We start from the raw sequence: 17,517 nt of genomic DNA on the forward strand, positions 1-17,517 counted from the left end.
TTATACCTTGTTTTTAGCCAAAAATACGGGCTTATCCTTTTGCACAATTTGACACAATTTTGCAAAATATGTATGGCGTTGGGCGGTGTGGTTTATAACGGTGACTTTGTTGCAATAACCAAATTGCAATAGCCAAGATTAGCGTTTACACTGAACAACTTAGCAGCCAACTGCTTGATGCGGTTTAAGCTTTTTTTCACTCACTTGTCACCCTCTACCATGCCGACACTGATTTTATTTAACAAACCTTATGGCGTACTCAGCCAATTTCGCAGCGATGATAATAACAACTTTGCGACGCTCAGCGATTATTTTAGCGACAAAAGCCTACGCGTGGCGGGGCGATTAGATGCCACTTCCGAAGGATTGCTACTGCTAACCGCTGATGGACAAGTCAATAAAGCCTTGACCCATCCACCCAAAGCCAATGCAGGCAAACAACAAGGCAAAACCTACTGGATACAGGTGGAAGGCGATGCAAGCGATGCCCAGTTACAACAACTACAAACAGGGGTGCCACTCAAAGACGGTATCACCTTACCTGCCGAAGTTGTACGGCTAAGCGAAACACAAATTGCCGAGCATATTTGGCAAGCGCCGGACAAGATTGCCAAACGCAAAGTCACCACGTGGCTCGCCATTACTATTTTTGAAGGTAAAAATCGTCAAGTACGTCGCATGGCGGCCCATGTGGGACTGCCTTGTCTTCGGCTGATTCGCATGGCATCAAGTGGCTTTAGTTTGGGAAATTTAGAGGTTGGCGCATCCACACAAATACATTTATCACCTGCCGATTTAAAGCGACTGGGTGTCCAACCTTTATCCGCAGCAACCACAAAGCCACAATCGCGCAAAAAACCTCGCCTGTTAACGCCTAAATCGCCACAATCAAAGCACCCAACAAGCCGACACAGACAGCCCTGAGTGAACAGCCGTGAGCAGACAACCGTAAGGAAACCGCTATGAGAAAACAGCCATGATCGGTTACATCTATCGTTTTTTTCAAAGCCGCCCTCGTCTACTGTTAGGGTTTGCCACCATGGTGGTGGTGTATTTTGGGTTATCGACGCTGGTTGGCCTATTGCCCAAAGATTGGACGTTGGCGGTAGCCTATGATAAATTGAAGTTTGTGACGCAATTTTTGCTGGCTTGGAATATCGGACTTTGGGTTTATTTACTGGCTATTTTTCGGATGATGTATAAAGCCGATCAAAATGCAATTTTGGATAAAGCCCATGCTGAAGACGAAGGCACGATGTTAATGCTGATTTTGGTTTTTGTCACAGCCATTGTCAGTATGCTAGCGATTGTCGTAGAGTTGGGCGCGAGCAAGGACGCCAAAGGCGCTTTGATGCTGTTTCATATCGCGCTCACCGCCATGACGATTTTGACGGCCTGGCTGTTTATTCATACCATGTTTGCTATTCATTACACCCACGAGTATTTCTTGCTTAAAGAAGAAAAAAACACAGAAATGCTAGATTTTCCTAACGATGACGACCCCGCCTACTGGGATTTTTTATATTTTTCCTACATCATTGGCACATCTGGTCAAACAGCGGATGTCGCCTTCAACACCCAGCAAAGTCGAATCATCGGTACCATTCATTGTGTGTTATCATTTTTCTTTAATACCGCAATTTTAGCCTCATTAATCAATATGTCAGCGGGTCTAATCGGTTAAAGTTAAATAAGTCAGCTAAATGAGTCAGCCCAATACAGCTAAATGAGTCGGTCAATTCAAGTGAATACATCGTCAAAATCGCTTGCTGTATGAGGTATACTATCCTCGCTTGTGGTCCTCGTCTTAACATAAAGTGATAGGACTGTCATATCCCACTACGCTAATATCTCGCTACTTTATAACTAGGAAATTGTATGATCGCACAATATTTGATGGTCGATAACGCCCTGCTCGAGCAACTGCAAAATGCCACTGATACAGCGCGAACGGCGTTACTTGAAAGTATGAGTGAGCAGCCTCAAGCACAATTGGTAGATTTGGGCAAACTGTGGGACATCATCCATTTTGTGTTAACCAAACACAGTGCCACCGAGCCTGTACCCGATGAGCCTGTCAGCGAGTTTGTGGTGGGTGTAGAAACCTTTAGCGACAATGAAGATGCCGATTTCATTGCTTTTATCCCGTGGGCACATATTGTCGAAATCGTTGATGTACTAGAACAAATTAACTTTAAAAAACGCTTAGAAAAAGTCTCAATGAAGTCACTACGTGAGCAAGCTATTTTCCCACCCAATATTTGGCAAGACAAAAAGGAAAACTTGGATAAAGAATTACTGGCTTCATATAATGAGTTATTGGCGTTTTATAATGACGCCTTAGACAATGGCGATAATATTGTGGTGAGTATTTTATAACGCCGATATAGTCCTTTTTTCATTTTTTGAACCAAAAAAGCACCTTATAAAAGGTGCTTTTTTTATCAATTCGCTGATGAAAATATCATCTAGCTTGACTTGAACTTCATTAGTTAACCGATTGTGGTGCAAGGATAATCATCTCTACACGGCGGTTTGGTTCATAGCTTGAGCCAAATTGTGTTGTCGCACCGCGACCAATAGCGCTGATACGGTTACCAGAGATGCCACGATTGACTAAGTAATTAGCGACTGCTGATGCACGGCGTTGTGATAACGCTTGGTTTCTATTTGCATCACCTTCCACTGAGGCGTAACCATTTACTTGAATGTTAGTTTGGTTATAGTCACGTAGTGTGGTAGCTACTTTGTCTAACGTATTATAGAAGTTAGGTAGAATAGTAGAATCACCAACGCGGAAAGTTATCGCTTCTGGGATAGACAAGTTAATGTTATTAGTCACTGGGTCACGTGTTACCGTCACGCCAGAACCTGCGGTTTCTGCACGAAGTTTAGCTTCTTGTTGCTGCATGTAGTAACCAACACCAGCACCTAGTACACCACCGATTGCCGCATCACGACCGGTTTTTTCACCGCCCGTTGCCTTTGAGACACCCGCACCTGCGGCTGCCCCTAATAGACCACCAATAAGCGCTTTATTGTCGGTAATGCCTGTTGTTGTCGTACCAGTTGGCGTTGTTGCACAACCTGTTAAGATAACACCTGATGCTAAAGTAGCTGCTAATAATTTAGTACGCATGAGTAATCTCCTTTGAATTCCTCTAGTTATAATGGCTTAGTTATAATTGCCACGCACCAACTTGTTGTTTTTATCTCATTTGCCAGATAAACCTGACAACACTCAGTTGCTTTGTGATTGAGCTCATTATGCAATAAACTTTTCCTTTATATGTAATGATTTGTCTTAAGGATGTTGTAGGATGGCATAATTTGTTACAAAATATTTTCAAGTATTCATTATTTATATTATTTATTCTTATATATTAAATGCTTTGTGATTTTGTTGAAAACTATGCTGCATAGTCAACCTATCATCTACAGATTATTCAATAACTTGTTAATTTTTAATAAAAATTTTTGACAATTAACTTTACTGGGATTTATAGCGTAGCATCGTTAAACTCGAAAGATTTGTGCTTGCCAGTGTATAAAAATTTATTAGTGAACATTTTTGACGTTTGCTAAACTAACACTTATTTTTACAATTAACGAAGCCAAATTAATGAAGCCAAGTATTTTTTCTTATGTCTCATTCAAATAAGCTTTTTTGAATAAGCTTTGTGGGAGCCAAATATGACAAATAACAATAAACCATCATTGCTCAAAAACACGTTCAACAAACTGCGTAAAACATCATTACCTTTGGCGCAAAACGCCAGCTTAGCGGTGGCGGCAGGCACCATTACCGGCAATTCAGTGCTGTTTAGTCTACCGCTTTGGGCGATGGGCGCGGTAAAAACATTAACGGGTCATACATTGGCAGATAAATCCGTGTTAAAAATAGCCAATCACTGGATCAATACCAACAATCGTTTGATTGACAACATCCTGCCCGATATTGATTTTCGCGTCAACCTGCCTGATGACTTATCGGTCGATGGCAAATATATTTTGCTGAGTAATCACCAATCTTGGGTCGATACCACTGTCATTCAATATATCAGTGAAAACCGACTGCCATTAACGCGATTTTTTGCCAAATACGAGCTACTGTATATCCCAATTGTGGGACAAGCGTTTTATTTTTTAGACTTTCCGATGATGAAACGCTACTCGAAGGCAGCGATTGCTAAAAATCCAGCGCTAGAAGACCGCGATATCATCGAAGCCAAACGCGCTTGTCAAAACTTACTCGACAAGCCTTTTACCTTACTTAACTTTATCGAAGGCACGCGGTTTACCCAAAAAAAACATGACTTGCAACAATCACCGTATCAACATTTGCTAAAACCCAAAGCGGGCGGCATTGCGCTTGCATTGGGTGCGTTAGGTGACGATTTAGACGCGGTGCTTGACATGACGATTGTGTATCCTGACGGTATTCCTACCTATCAGGATTTGTGGCAAGGTAATATCAAACGCATCGGGGTGGATATTCAAAAAATTGCATTGCCAGATGATTTGCTACAGCGGCTCATGGATGGAAAATACCAACAGGATGAACAAACCAAAATAGATATGTACCGTTGGCTTGATGATGTGTGGCAGCAAAAAGATCAACGTATCCAAGCCATGCTCGATGATTTTACCCGTCATCCCTAGCAACACATTATTAGCGACACATGACTAATGACATATCACTAGTGACACTGCTAGTTAAAATCTCAGGTGAGTCATGCAAGGTATGACTTACCTGCCTTGTCCTCATTCACATTTTTTGCGGTATTGACCCCATTTTGAGCACTTTTTTATGCCAACTGCTAATTTAGACCCAAAGTCCAATCCAACGCCAAGCTCGAATATTAGCCAACCTCTCGCTGCTCACCCTGCCAAACCCAGTCGTTGGCAGTTAGCCTACGATACCATCATGATGGTTGCCATTGTGTTGGACTTGCTGCTCATGGGGTTTGACGCTTTGATGCTAAGTAGCTTTATGGCAAAAATAGCAAGTTGGCTGGGGTTTCTTGACAGCATCGTCAGTTATCAGCAAGGATGGCACGAGCCGCTCAAAGTGGCAGGGGGAGTGTTTACCATTTTCTTGGTAGCAGAGCTTGCGGTTCGCTGGTTGATTGCCATCGCCCAAAAACGCTATTACCGCTGGTTTTTCTTTCCATTCGTGCATTGGTATGAAGTGTTGGGCTGTGCACCGCAGCTGCGCGCATTACGACTGCTGCGCGTTGGCGTGATTGGTTATCGTCTGCATGAACTGGGCTACAAAGTTTTGCCCGCCAGTTGGCTTGCGACGATCAAATTTTATTACCAAATGATTATGGAAGAGATTTCTGATCGGGTGATTTTAACCGCGATTGACAATATCCGCACCGAAATAAGCAACGCCGATGGGCATTTGGTCAAAAACATCATCGACAAGCATCGGGATGACATACAAAAGGTCATTGTCGAAGTGCTGCAGCAAGAAGCCACACCGTTATTACAATCCACACCTGCCCACCCTGCCATCTTTGCCAAACCATTGGCAGAACAGGTGGGCATCGCCATTCAGCAAGCGCTAACCGATACGCCCGAGCTGCACCGCATATTACGATTGATACCGATTGCAGGTAGTCTGATAGAAAACCAAATGCACAGCATCGGGCAACACATTGGGGAAAATCTGACATTAAGCTTGACCACCAACCTTACCAAGCCGCAAACGCTCACGCTGATGTATGAAGAAATCGCCAAAAGCTTGGTGCAAATTGACGTCACTAGCCCTGCGCTAGAAAAATTAATTAGCGATATTATTGATGATAGTTTGACGTCACTTGCCAACCAAGTTCGCATTCAACAATGGAAGCACCAAATACGCTGATTCAATCCACCAATTTGGCTGGCAGCTAACGGCTGTGCAACGCTTTTTTTATCGCCCTACTACAGCTTTGGTTGCCAAACAATAAATAGCGCGGTGAATGGTTGTTGTTTTAAATAATACTTGCTAATATGCGGTATGAATCGATTTTGATGTATAAAAAGTTATTATAAAAAGGTTTTTCATGACACAGCCCGCTGCCCTTGACTTGACCCAAGATAGTTCATCACAAAACTTACAAAGCCTTAACGTATCCGAGCAGGATGCACCGCAAAGTCAGCAGCCAGCCAACCCATTACCCACCGACCCTGTAGCCACTAGCGTGAAACTCACTGGCAGACTACTGAACTTTAGCCGTCTAAATATTGAAGGCAATGATATCAAAGTAATTTTGACAAAGATTGCACAAAAGCTAGGTCGTCAACGCCAGTCCAACTTACCGGTGATTGTCAGTTGTCAACAGCCATTAAATTTAGCCCAGCTTTGGGGCGGCTTATGGGCGCTAGGGTTACAGCCGATTGGGTTGGTCACAGGCGCCAATGACGCCCAAGCCAATGAGCTTCGCATCGCCATTTTTCCAGCGGATGGGCAGCGCATTGACGGCAAAGCACCAAAAAATATGGCGACGGGCAGTGAGCGCAAGCCAGATAGCACAGCAACTACCCCATCGTCTCAACACGTGGCGCAGCCCCCTACCCAATCATCCGCATCCGACAGTCAAGCGACCAAACGACAAAATCAAACCGCTAATGATATCGCAGCCAATAATACCGCAAGCAATGAGACCACAATCAATGAGACCGCAGCTGCACCTGAAAAATTTGTCGCCTCACCGCATCACCAATCGCAGCCTGAAGGCGATTTGGTGCATACTCAAATGCTGCGCTCCGGTCAAAGTATCAATCATGTAGGCGGTGACGTGATTTTGACCAAAGGCATCAATGCCGGCGCGGAAGCGATTACCGATTATAGCTTACACGTGTATGGAAAAGCCGAAGGGCGATTGGTCGCAGGGGCGACGGGCGACACCAACGCTAAAATATTCTGTTTACGTTTTAACCCGTCACTGGTGTCAGTTGCGGGCACTTATTGCCTAAAAGAAAATATTCCCATTGAGTATTTGGATAAAGCGGTACAAGTCAGCTACCTTGATGGTCAAGGGTTGGTCTTTGAATTGATGGAATGATCATCACCCAAACAACCCTATACCATAATCTATGCAAAAATCGCCAATCTCTCGATTAACTTCGAAAAGTTTTTTATGCTAAACTAGTCCAATTAACCAAATTTGGGCTAACTAAAATTTAAGCCTTAACTTTTAACGATTTACGTTAATTTATATCCATATTTTTCAAACCAGTTTAGCGTGAATGTGTGTATGGCTTGATGATTAACCAATACAGCCTCACTGACACCGTGCTATGAATAGGAGTATGCCAAAGTGGCAAAAATCGTTGTTGTAACTTCAGGAAAAGGCGGGGTAGGCAAAACCACCACTAGCGCCTCTTTCGCTACAGGTCTAGCCCTTCGCGGCTTTAAAACTGTAGTGATTGACTTTGACGTGGGTCTTAGAAATCTTGACCTCATTATGGGCTGCGAAAACCGCATCGTGTATGACTTTGTTGATGTTATCTCAGGGAACGCGCGCCTGTCACAAGCGTTGGTAAAAGATAAACAACTCAATAATTTGTTTATCTTACCTGCCAGCCAAACCCGCGACAAAGACGCCTTGACAGATGAAGGAGTCGCCGAAGTCATTAATGAGTTAGCCAAGCAATTTGACTACATCGTGTGTGACTCGCCCGCTGGTATCGAGCGCGGTGCCCAGCTAGCTATGTACCATGCCGATGAAGCCATCATCGTGACCAACCCAGAAATCTCGTCGGTGCGTGACTCAGACCGTATCATCGGTATTTTGCAAAGCCGTACTAAAAAAGTTGAAGAAGGTACAGGCGTGGTACGTGAGCACTTGGTCATCAACCGCTACAACGCTGAGCGTGCTGAGCGCGGCGAGATGATGGATATCAACAGCATCTCTAATGACATCCTAAAAGTGCCACTACTTGGCGTGATTCCTGAAAGCAATAGCGTACTTGAGGCATCAAACCAAGGTGTGCCTGTGGTGCTAGATCAAAATTCAAAAGCCGGTCAAACTTATGATGACATGGTCGCTCGTTTCTTAGGGGAAGAACGTCCCTATCGCCATATCGAGGTGAAGAAGAAAAGCTTCCTACAACGCTGGTTTGGAGGTTAGGCTATGGGATTTTGGAGTAATTTATTTGGCGGTGAGCAAAAGTCAAACAGTGCCAATACTGCCGCAGAGCGCCTAAAGGTCATCGTTGCCAGCGAAAACCGCTTGCACAATCGGTTAACCCCAGAGCGTATCGAAAAAATGAAACGTGAGATTTTGGCAGTGGTCAATACCTACGTATCAGGTGTCAACATTGATGACGTCAATATTCAGCATCACAATGAAGCAAACATGGAAGTGCTGGAGATGAATATCAGCTTGCCTGATAGTACACGCCAATAATTCATGTTGCGCTTAATCTAGGTTACGTTTAATTTAAATTACTTTTAATTTAAGTAATCTAGGTTGCATTTAAAAAATTTTGACTAAAAAGCTCATGATGACATGGGCTTTTTTATACTATGGGCTAACTTAGCGCATACGGCGAATCAAATGGTCTTTTTGGATAAATTGGTGATACAGCCCGCCGATGATATGTAAAGCCGTGAACACCAGCAGCAACGTCCACAACAGATTTTTATGAATTTTTTCTAACGTGCCTGATAAATCACTGTTTTCACTGACAAAGGCTGGGATATCAAATAGCCCAAACATACTCACCCCCTCCCCATCAAACATAACAGAAAACCAACCCGCCAAAGGCATGGCAAGTAAAATCAAGTACAGTGCCAAATGGGTTAAATGCGATAGTTTATTTTGCCATTTTGGCATCGGCACATCGGCAGGTGATTTGGTGACAAAACGGTTGATAATACGACCTACTGTCCAAAATAACACACTGAGTCCAAACGCTTTATGCAAATCAAAATAGGTAAAGTCAGTCGCATCTTCATTAAGCTCAATCATTGCCCAAGTCGCAATCAACAATACCACACTAATCCAATGGAAAATACGTGACGATAGCGACCATTTGTTGATACCGTGTGGGGCAATCGGCTGTGGCGCTTCATTTGCAGGAAATAATGCCATAATGGATTTTACCTTATCATGATTTGTTTTGGGTTATTCTAGCAATCTTTGGGCAAAATAAAAGTAACAGACTGTTGGCAAAATAGCACAAAGGCGGACTGCGTCTAACTATCTAAATCCACCAAGAAATGCGAGAGCTTGTCCAAATCTGGCACCACACACAATTCACCTGCCAACATGACTGGCTGAAAAATATAGTCCTGCTGTAAGCTGTAGTCTGCCAAATTCGGTGCGCGCGAGCTCTCGACGACCTCATCATCTGGCGCGTTTAAGGCGGCTAATAAGTCAGGGTAGTGAGTCGCTAATTCAGCTTGGTAAGTGGCGTCATCAGCGTCTTTGAGATCAGCAATACGCACAGAATGAAAAGTCACTTCGCCATGAATCTGCAAGGCAATCCGATGGATATCGGTGACGCTTTCTAACACCACTAAGTGGGTGGGCTTATCATCTTTTGGCAACAAGTGATACACCGGCACTTCTTGACCGCGCCAAATATAATTCCAAATGCGCTCATCATAGTTATCAATGCTCAAAATCAAAGCTTGCGGCACAATCCAGTCAGGCGAACTGCTAGAAGGAATTCGAGCAATGGTTAATTGACCTGTGGTGATACTTAGGACGCCTACATCCTCATCTTGCTTAAAATAACGGTTTAAATCGTTTGCCATGGCTTGCTCATTTTAGTGATTAATAAGAAATTTAGGGGTCGCTGCTAGCCTGCGGTATTTAGCCACACAAGGCGATTAGCTGCTGAGCTAACTGCTTAGGGGTGCCAACAAAAGTGACTTGGTTGCTTTCAATCATGCTTTGTGGCTGGCTCGCGCAGGTGCTACTGTCAGGGGATTGCGCCCAAATAATGCTGCCATTTTTTTTGACCGTCGCTGCCACATCACTGCCATCATTGCCCATACCAGAGAACACAATAGTGATTAAATTATTGCCAAACGCTTCACTGCAGTTACGCATGACGTCACTGATTGGCGGTTTGTAACTGCCTTGCCAAGGTTTACGCTGCAAAATTACCCGTCCATTGGAATCACACACCACGCTGTGTTCAATCGGTAAAATCAAACAACGTCCTGTCAATAATTGCTGGGTATTGGTCACTATGTCACAGCGCCACTCATTGTGACGATTTAAAATTCTTGGCAAGGTGTTTAGCGTATTTTGGTTAAAGTGCTGCGCTAGTAACAGTGCCACTGGTAAATATTCGGGCAAATTATCTAAAAATTCCTTAATCGCCAGTGGTCCGCCCATCGAGGCTGCGAGCAACACCACATATTTCCACGGTTTGATTTCGCTCTTGGCAGCATCATAGTGCTCTAACAAATCGCTACGTTCTAGTATGCTGGCAATTTTTCGCTTGAGTTGGCGTTGCCATTTGGCATATAACAGACTTTCATTGATATAAGGCGCAGTGACAAAGCCCAGTAGCACAACCTTAGTCAAATTGACATTCTGTTGTTTTTCAACATTTTGAATGACTGCGCAATCGTCTGGGGTATCGATTAGCCACACATCCACTTTTTGCTGAAAATGTTTTTCGAACAACTGTGACGCTGCCAAGCATGCCACGATTTCAAATCCCCAAGAACGAATGGTATCGCTAAAGGCGAGCCGTTGCTGATTTTCCTCAGCAACGATAAAAAATCGCAGCGGTGGGTACTTTGACAGCATGAATGATTGTATCCTTTACCTGGCCAGTCGGATTAGTCAGTTTTGCTTGTTGAGTAAAGCGCGCTAACGTGTCTAACAGCATTTGTTCTTGGAATGGTTTACCCATGTATTCATTCACCCCGATATCAAACGCGCGTTCACGGTGTTTTTCACCGGTACGCGATGTAATCATGACAATAGGAATATGCTGGAGCCGTGAATTATGGCGAATATGGTTGGCGACTTCAAAGCCGTCCATACGAGGCATCTCAATATCCAATACAATGACTTCAGGTAGCATTTCTTGCAGTTTTTCTAGCGCATCAATACCATCTGTTGCCACTTGGGCATCATAGCCGTGACGTTCTAGTAAGCGCGAGGTGACTTTGCGCACGGTTACTGAGTCATCCACAATCAATACCAGCGGTTTGTGCGCTCGTTTGGCCGCTTTATTGGCTTTTTGCAGCTCGACTTTGGTAATGTTGCTGACATTACGCATCAATGCCACCAAGTCAAGAATGAGCATGACCGAACCATCACCCATGATGGTGGCAGAAGAAATTCCATCGATATGGGAGAGCTGACGACCGAGCGGTTTGACGACCACTTCAATACGAGAGCCTGCAATCATATCCACTTGTAGCGCCATGCGCTGACCTAAGTCAGTACGAATAATAATCACTGGCACACTGCTTGACTGGTGCGCTAGTGCATCCACCGGGTCACTGCCGTACAAAATCTGATTAAGATAGCGCAAACGATAGGCTTGTCCATCGATATTGATAGTATCGGCATTCGTGGTATAAAAGTTAGCAATCGCATCGATATTGACCCGCATCACACGTTCAATTTGCACCAATGGTACAGCAAAGTATTTATCCCCTGCCCTCACCATCAAGGCATCAGACACCGCAACTGTCAATGGTAGACGCATGGTAAAGCGTGAGCCTCTGCCAGGCTCAGAGTCGACGGTTACTACACCACCCAGCTGCTTGACTTCGCTTTGTACCACGTCCATACCGACACCACGACCCGAGATTTGTGATACGGATTTGGCGGTGGATAGACCCGCGTTAAAGATATATTGCATGATATCCAGTGTCTTTAGACTGGTATCTTTGGCAGAAATCAAGCCTTGCTCAATCGCTTTTTCGCGTACGGCATTGACATTAATACCGCGTCCATCATCGGTTAAGTTGATAACGATTTCACCGCCTTCACGCAGCACTTCAAGCGTGATTAAGCCTGTTCTTGATTTACCACTTTCAATACGTTCTTGCGATTTTTCAATACCATGGTCAACGGCGTTACGTAGCATATGCTCAAGCGGCGAGGTAATACGCTCAAGGATATTACGGTCAATTTCACCTTCATCGTTTAGGATTCGCAGTTCAACAGATTTACCCAGTTCGGTTGCTATTTGACGGACGACCCGTTGCAGCCGTGGCGTGATACGCGAGAATGGCACAGTACGTGAGTCCATCAACCCTTCTTGCAAATCGGACTGGGTGCGTGATAACTGCAGTAGCAAGTTTTCGGTTTCACGGGTTTTATCGAGCATGGTCGTTTTGATGTCTAACAAGTCCGATGCCGATTCTGAGAGCGATTTTGACAATTGGTTGAGCGATGAATATTGGTCCATCTCTAACGGGTCAAAGTCACTTTCTAACGCATGCTCATCACCAATTTGTGACAAGATTTGAATCTCAAGCTCTGTTTCCATACGGCGTAGCTGATCTGCTAGACGCTGTACAGTTGCGCCCATCTCTTCGATATTGTTCGATAGACTTGATATACCCATCTCGATTCGCGAGCGGTTAATCGCGGACTCACCTGATAGGTTAATCATGCGCTCCATAGCACTTGCAGAAATCCTAAGTGTCTCAGCATGAAGGCTCGATTGATCTTGCTCAGATTCAAAGTTACCCGTCATCAGCGGCATGACGCTTAGGTCGCGCTGTTTGACTTCTAACGTGTTTTGTCCCAAACTACTGCGATAGATATCAATTTGCTCAATTTGGCTGGCTAGGTTAGCATTGGGGATTTCTTTTAAGCTATCAGGTTTTCGCGAGAATTGTTGCAGCGCAGCAACCAACGCCACAGGCGTTTGTGGGTTAAATTTATTCTCTAATACATAAATCGCATTTGCTAACCAGTCATGACACACGGCCAATAGGTTGCCAATCATACGCGTCGCAGGTTTGCGGCGGCTGCCTAGCTCTTCGTAGATGGTTTCCATTTCGTGAGCCAACGTGGCAATCCCTTCAGCTCCGACCATTCTTGCGCCACCTTTGATGGTGTGCAATTCACGTTGCAAGGCTTGTAAGGCTGCAAGATCACTGTTATTACTACGGAATTCTTGTAGATGCTGGCTGCTGCTATCGATCAGTTCTTTGGCTTCTTCAAGATAAATTTTTAAGATATCTTCGTCAGGCTCTTGACCTTTCCAAGTCTCTAAACGACGCCCTTCAAAGTTATTAATAATTTCTTCGATGTAGAGTGGGTCATTTTTTGCAATCGCGCTATCACCCTCTTGGGCAAGTTGTTTTTGCTCCATCAACTCTTCAGGATTGGCTTCAACAATCATCGGCACTGCAAATACCAAGTCTCGACTTTGCACTGTACCAGCGATAACCTCATCAATTTGGTGGGCAAAATCTGTGGCTTCAAAAGAGCGACTAAATTGTCGAACTTGCTTGAGCTGCGAGGCAATGGTTTCATGCAGCTTTTGCACCAATGAAGCGGTATCGGCATCACTCGCTAAAATACCTTTATCAATGGCATCATACACTTGCTCACCACGTAGCGCCATCTCGGCAATACTCGTTACCCCGAGTAGCTCTGCACCCCCTTTTAACATGTGCATATAATTAGCTAGTTCTTTGGTGACCGCTAAATTGCTAAGGTTATTGAGCCATTGGTCGTAGTAATTTTGCACGTCGGGCTGAATGGTTTGCACTTCATCCAAGAAAATTTGCAATAGTTCATCATCTGTAGCAACTGGTTGGTACTCGATAGCATCCATCTCGGCTTGGTACTGATTTTTTGCCAATAATTTTCTTAAGGTTTCAATCGCCTCTTCATCGATATTGACGCGCAGGCCTGCTGCAATGGCGTCAAACATATTGATGAGCTGGTTGTGTACGCCCATTAAGGCATCATAAATGGCTTCATTTTTGGCAAATTGCGGATAATCAGCGAGTTTTTTATAGGCAAACTGTAGGGTGCTTGGAATGATAAAATAGCTCAAACCGTCAGTCGCCTGCGCAAGCCTTGACGCTTGTTGTTCAAGCTGCTGGGCATAGGCAATCACTTGTTCATTCTCGCCAGCAAACTTAGCTTGCGCTTGCTGATCGGCATCGAGTAAGTCATCAATCCCAAGCGCCATCAGGTCTTTGACTGTCAGTTTGCTGCTTTCATGAGGCTCAGCATTGGCATCGGTTAGACGCTCAACCAAGTCGGCAACAATGTCAGTGTTATCTTCTACAACCGTCACATCATGATGGATTTTATGCTCATCAATGTAGGTTTGTAGCAGGTCTTTAGCCTCTTGCAGGGTCAATAACTGGCGAGCCGTCAGTGGCATTTCATTATGTAATAAGTCGCCCAATACTTTTTCTACCGCTGCGCTTAAGTGATAGACATTGTTAAGTTCAATCAGGGCTGCCCCACCACGCAAGGTATGAAATGCGCGTAATATGGCATCAGGCACATGCGTTGCAGGCTCACCCAAATGCTGGGTGATAAAGTTATCAATATTGACCAATAACTCGTCTGCTTCTTCAATAAATACGTCATCAGCGACATCCATTTCACTACTGATGTCACTAATGCCACTGACATCCTGTAGCGCTTGCGTTTGTGCGGTGGCGTGACCAGACGAGAGTGCCGCATCTGTGTGTGACGCACTCGGCGAGGCGGCCCCCTGCCCCATAAAGGCGGACAAGACTTGAGGGTAGCTAAAGCTGTCGCCATGTTTTTTGGCATAGCTATTAGCGACAGCTTGCCACAGTTTAATCACCGCTGGATAGTCTGTACGATTTTGGGCAAAAATCGTGATGAGTCCAGCAAATGCGTCAATGACATCAGCAACTAGGTGTGAAACCCCCTCATCAACCGCTATGGTATGATCAAGCACGCGATTGAGCATGTTTTCAATCGACCAAGCAAGCTCCCCTAGCTGATTGGCGCCAACCATACGACCTGAGCCTTTTAAGGTATGAAAGCCTCGGCGGATTTCTTTTAAGGTATCAAAATCATCGGGCTTGGCTTGCCAAGCTGCGTTAAGCGGGGCAATCGTCTCAATCACTTCATTGGCTTCTTCGATATAAATTTCTTGAATATCGGCATCGCTGACCGCATCTGTGACCGTCGTTAGCTGCTCATATTCGCGAGCCACTACCTCAGGTAAGGCTGTGGTTGATGGCGCAGTGTCACTCGCAACCTCACTGCCTTGAGCCCCATTGTCACTGTCTTTAGCCACACTAGCACTGACTGGTACAAAGCTACCTAAGCCATTGGTTTCTGGCAGACCTGTGTTAATCGGCTGCTGCTGTAATAGATTCGTCGCTTGCAACACGGTAACCGCAGGGTCGATACTTGGCGCCCGCTGCTGCAGAAAATCTTCAACCAATATCGGCAGTTTGCGATGGGTATCTTTGATAAAGCCCACTAACGCATCACTAACCGCTAAAGTACCATCTAGCACACGGTTGAGCATGTTTTCTACTGCCCAACACATCTCACCAATTTGATGAGCGCCCACCATACGACCTGAGCCTTTTAAGGTATGAAAACCTCGGCGGATATCTTTGAGCGCGACTAATTCACGAGTGTCCACTTCCCATACGGGAATTTGCTCACCCAACTCAGCGAGGACTTCTTGCGCCTCTTCAATGAAAATATCTCGAATATCTTCATCCATACTGTAATCATCAGCTTTGAGGGCTTGCCTCGCAGCCGCTAGCGCTTGCGATTCTTGCACGCCATTCGTTTGCGTCATAGTTGTTTGCTTGATAGGCGCTTCTGAAGCCGTAGCTAGCACTTGTGTTGGTGCTTTCATATCACTGGCAATATATTCGCCTCCATCATCGTAAATCACTGTATCACTGCCAAAGTGCTTGGTTGGCGCTATCACTTCGGCGGCGGTTAATGGCATTTCGATTAAGCCATTAAGCAATAAATTGGCGCGGTTAAGCTGAGTTTGGGTTTGATCCAGAAATTCTTCATTGACAGACTGATTGGATAAATAATCCAAAAATAGCTCAAAGCGGGCAAGCATGTCGGCGATGGCATCACTGGCTTCCGCGCTTAATACCTGTACCGAATTTTTATGCATACGGCTAAATAATAAGCGAATTTGCTCGACCAATTCTTTGGGACGTGTTAATCCTAATGCCCCAAAAAATTGAATAGTGGCAATCAATTCGTCATTGACAGTTAATTTATTTAAATCACGGGTTTGGATATATTGATTAAACGACTGTTTGATATGTTCAATATGCACGCGCGTTTGGCGCACCGCTTCATTTTGCGGATTGCTGGCATAGGCAAAATGCTTTAAGCCAATTTGGCTATCAAGGATTTCAACCGTTGACAACAACTGGCTATGAACATCTTGCAGCTGGCGTTCTACCTGCCAACTGAGTGATGACGCCATAAAAGTATCTTGCGTCATCAAGCGCACGTCATCGATAATTTGCGCCATTTGGTTTTCATAAAACACCCAACCGCGATTTGCCAAACTGTTTTTGACCGATTCAAGCAGCGGCAAAATGGTGAGCGGCTCATGCACTTGATAAATAATTTTTTCAAGTTTTTCTAATACTTGACTAAATAAATTATCAAGCGTGTCACTACTATTGATATCCAAGCTTGATAGCAGGGCTTTAGCATCATGCGATTTGTGGGTTAACGCATTGAGCGCTAATAACACATCAACCCCCAAACGAGACACGGTAATATCAGGGGTAAGAGTCAAATCATGCGTCAGCACCAATGACAGACTATTTAATAGCGAAGCATAAGCGGTTGGTGCAGGCTGCTCATTGAGGGTTAGATTATTGCACCACACTGCGACCAACTGCCAAAATTGACGCCAAGCAGGGTAGATGGCAGCTTGGGATAAATAGCCAGCAACCTTGGTCAGTGCATCTAAATGTTTGCTGTCGTTGGTCGCGTTTTGTAGTAGTTGCAAACTGGTATAACGCCAAACTTTGAGTAACTCATCGGCTTGGGCACTGTCCCATGGGTGTTTGATGTCTGGCGTGGCTAATTGGCTTAAAAATAATAAAGCATTGTCTGTGACAGGTGGGATGGGCTCATAAGTTGATGCTATGCCAAGCAGCTGCTCAAAATAAGCGATTCGGTCATTGACCCAATCGGTATGAATCTGCTGTTTAGCTTGTACTTGTTCAATGTCAAATTGTAGCAATCTCACCGCATGGCTGATTTGACTAAAATACTGCGGGGATAAAGTCTCTTGCTGAATGGCGATAGTGGTTTTATCAAGCGTTTTCGCCAGTTTTGATAAGGCAGGCTGGTTGGCAAGCGCGAGCGCACCGGTGATTTGGTGCAAATGTTGACCGATTAACTGCCACGCTGGCTGCGCGTCATGTCGTTGTAGCAACTGGTTAAGCTCACCAAATACGTCTTTTAAAACAGGCATCAACCAGTCTAAGGCGATCAAATTACGTTGTTTACTCATACCATATTCCTAGGACAACGACTGTCAAAAACGATGACGATTTTTATCGATTTTAAGGTAGCTGTA

13 protein-coding genes are annotated in these 17,517 nt (G+C 44.6%); 8 read left to right on the top strand and 5 right to left on the bottom strand.

Going from position 1 to position 17,517, the window contains the following annotated elements; genetic code table 11:
• Positions 1-177 precede the first annotated feature (177 nt).
• The 3 genes from ACH0AB_RS06875 (at position 178) to ACH0AB_RS06885 (ending at position 2,379) form a co-directional block, all read left to right on the top strand.
• Positions 178-924, top strand: a complete 747-nt coding sequence (locus ACH0AB_RS06875) for a pseudouridine synthase (RefSeq protein ID WP_312522373.1) — start codon at positions 178-180, stop codon at positions 922-924.
• A gap of 52 nt (positions 925-976) precedes the next feature.
• Positions 977-1,684 (top strand): DUF1345 domain-containing protein, encoded by a 708-nt coding sequence (locus ACH0AB_RS06880; protein WP_050324991.1) that lies wholly within the window; start codon positions 977-979, stop codon positions 1,682-1,684.
• A 194-nt stretch (positions 1,685-1,878) separates the two neighbouring features.
• A complete protein-coding gene (locus ACH0AB_RS06885) occupies positions 1,879-2,379 on the top strand; it encodes a YfbM family protein (RefSeq protein ID WP_406877697.1) in 501 nt (166 codons plus the stop codon).
• 109 nt (positions 2,380-2,488) lie between these two features.
• On the opposite strand, the gene ACH0AB_RS06890 is transcribed toward ACH0AB_RS06885, so the two are convergent.
• Positions 2,489-3,139: an OmpA family protein gene (locus ACH0AB_RS06890; protein ID WP_007115417.1), complete on the bottom strand. Its 651-nt coding sequence runs from the start codon at positions 3,137-3,139 to the stop codon at positions 2,489-2,491.
• Positions 3,140-3,693: 554 nt separating this feature from the next.
• On the opposite strand from ACH0AB_RS06890, the gene ACH0AB_RS06895 reads away from it, so the two are divergent.
• The 5 genes from ACH0AB_RS06895 to minE all read left to right on the top strand — a co-directional run bounded on the left by ACH0AB_RS06895 (position 3,694) and on the right by minE (position 8,402).
• Entirely contained in the window at positions 3,694-4,662 is a 969-nt protein-coding gene (locus tag ACH0AB_RS06895) for an acyltransferase (RefSeq protein ID WP_007115416.1), read from the top strand.
• A 148-nt stretch (positions 4,663-4,810) separates the two neighbouring features.
• Positions 4,811-5,872 carry a hypothetical protein gene (locus ACH0AB_RS06900; protein WP_406877698.1) on the top strand — a complete coding sequence of 354 codons (1,062 nt, stop codon included), beginning with the start codon at positions 4,811-4,813 and terminating at the stop codon, positions 5,870-5,872.
• A 181-nt stretch (positions 5,873-6,053) separates the two neighbouring features.
• Positions 6,054-7,055 carry a septum site-determining protein MinC gene (minC, locus tag ACH0AB_RS06905; RefSeq protein ID WP_406877699.1) on the top strand — a complete coding sequence of 334 codons (1,002 nt, stop codon included), beginning with the start codon at positions 6,054-6,056 and terminating at the stop codon, positions 7,053-7,055.
• Positions 7,056-7,310: 255 nt separating this feature from the next.
• A complete protein-coding gene (gene minD, locus ACH0AB_RS06910) occupies positions 7,311-8,123 on the top strand; it encodes a septum site-determining protein MinD (RefSeq protein WP_036592750.1) in 813 nt (270 codons plus the stop codon).
• A gap of 3 nt (positions 8,124-8,126) precedes the next feature.
• Entirely contained in the window at positions 8,127-8,402 is a 276-nt protein-coding gene (gene minE, locus ACH0AB_RS06915) for a cell division topological specificity factor MinE (RefSeq protein ID WP_007115412.1), read from the top strand.
• A gap of 129 nt (positions 8,403-8,531) precedes the next feature.
• On the opposite strand, the gene ACH0AB_RS06920 is transcribed toward minE, so the two are convergent.
• The 4 genes from ACH0AB_RS06920 to ACH0AB_RS06935 form a co-directional block, all read right to left on the bottom strand.
• Entirely contained in the window at positions 8,532-9,089 is a 558-nt protein-coding gene (locus ACH0AB_RS06920; RefSeq protein WP_406877700.1) for a cytochrome b, read from the bottom strand.
• Between the two features lie 104 nt (positions 9,090-9,193).
• A complete protein-coding gene (locus ACH0AB_RS06925) occupies positions 9,194-9,757 on the bottom strand; it encodes a hypothetical protein (protein ID WP_099833418.1) in 564 nt (187 codons plus the stop codon).
• A 58-nt stretch (positions 9,758-9,815) separates the two neighbouring features.
• Positions 9,816-10,766 carry a chemotaxis protein CheB gene (locus ACH0AB_RS06930; protein WP_406877701.1) on the bottom strand — a complete coding sequence of 317 codons (951 nt, stop codon included), beginning with the start codon at positions 10,764-10,766 and terminating at the stop codon, positions 9,816-9,818.
• Positions 10,723-17,451: an Hpt domain-containing protein gene (locus ACH0AB_RS06935; RefSeq protein ID WP_406877702.1), complete on the bottom strand. Its 6,729-nt coding sequence runs from the start codon at positions 17,449-17,451 to the stop codon at positions 10,723-10,725. Before ACH0AB_RS06935 ends, ACH0AB_RS06930 begins: the two co-directional genes overlap by 44 nt.
• Between the last annotated feature and the right edge of the window lie 66 nt (positions 17,452-17,517).

Origin of the sequence: Moraxella sp. 179-F 1C4 NHS, assembly GCF_045370505.1 — a bacterium.
In the GTDB taxonomy this organism is placed as follows: Bacteria; Pseudomonadota; Gammaproteobacteria; order Pseudomonadales; family Moraxellaceae; genus Faucicola; species Faucicola tetraodonis.

What these genes read in the sequence shown, in the direction of transcription:
- ACH0AB_RS06890 (WP_007115417.1), bottom strand. Translation starts at nt 3,139, where the DNA reads ATGCGTACTAAATTATTAGCAGCTACTTTAGCATCAGGTGTTATCTTA.
- ACH0AB_RS06925 (WP_099833418.1), bottom strand. Translation starts at nt 9,757, where the DNA reads ATGGCAAACGATTTAAACCGTTATTTTAAGCAAGATGAGGATGTAGGC.
- ACH0AB_RS06895 (WP_007115416.1), top strand. Translation starts at nt 3,694, where the DNA reads ATGACAAATAACAATAAACCATCATTGCTCAAAAACACGTTCAACAAA.
- ACH0AB_RS06930 (WP_406877701.1), bottom strand. Translation starts at nt 10,766, where the DNA reads ATGCTGTCAAAGTACCCACCGCTGCGATTTTTTATCGTTGCTGAGGAA.
- ACH0AB_RS06900 (WP_406877698.1), top strand. Translation starts at nt 4,811, where the DNA reads ATGCCAACTGCTAATTTAGACCCAAAGTCCAATCCAACGCCAAGCTCG.
- ACH0AB_RS06885 (WP_406877697.1), top strand. Translation starts at nt 1,879, where the DNA reads ATGATCGCACAATATTTGATGGTCGATAACGCCCTGCTCGAGCAACTG.
- ACH0AB_RS06875 (WP_312522373.1), top strand. Translation starts at nt 178, where the DNA reads ATGCGGTTTAAGCTTTTTTTCACTCACTTGTCACCCTCTACCATGCCG.
- minE (WP_007115412.1), top strand. Translation starts at nt 8,127, where the DNA reads ATGGGATTTTGGAGTAATTTATTTGGCGGTGAGCAAAAGTCAAACAGT.
- ACH0AB_RS06920 (WP_406877700.1), bottom strand. Translation starts at nt 9,089, where the DNA reads ATGGCATTATTTCCTGCAAATGAAGCGCCACAGCCGATTGCCCCACAC.
- ACH0AB_RS06880 (WP_050324991.1), top strand. Translation starts at nt 977, where the DNA reads ATGATCGGTTACATCTATCGTTTTTTTCAAAGCCGCCCTCGTCTACTG.
- ACH0AB_RS06935 (WP_406877702.1), bottom strand. Translation starts at nt 17,451, where the DNA reads ATGAGTAAACAACGTAATTTGATCGCCTTAGACTGGTTGATGCCTGTT.
- minC (WP_406877699.1), top strand. Translation starts at nt 6,054, where the DNA reads ATGACACAGCCCGCTGCCCTTGACTTGACCCAAGATAGTTCATCACAA.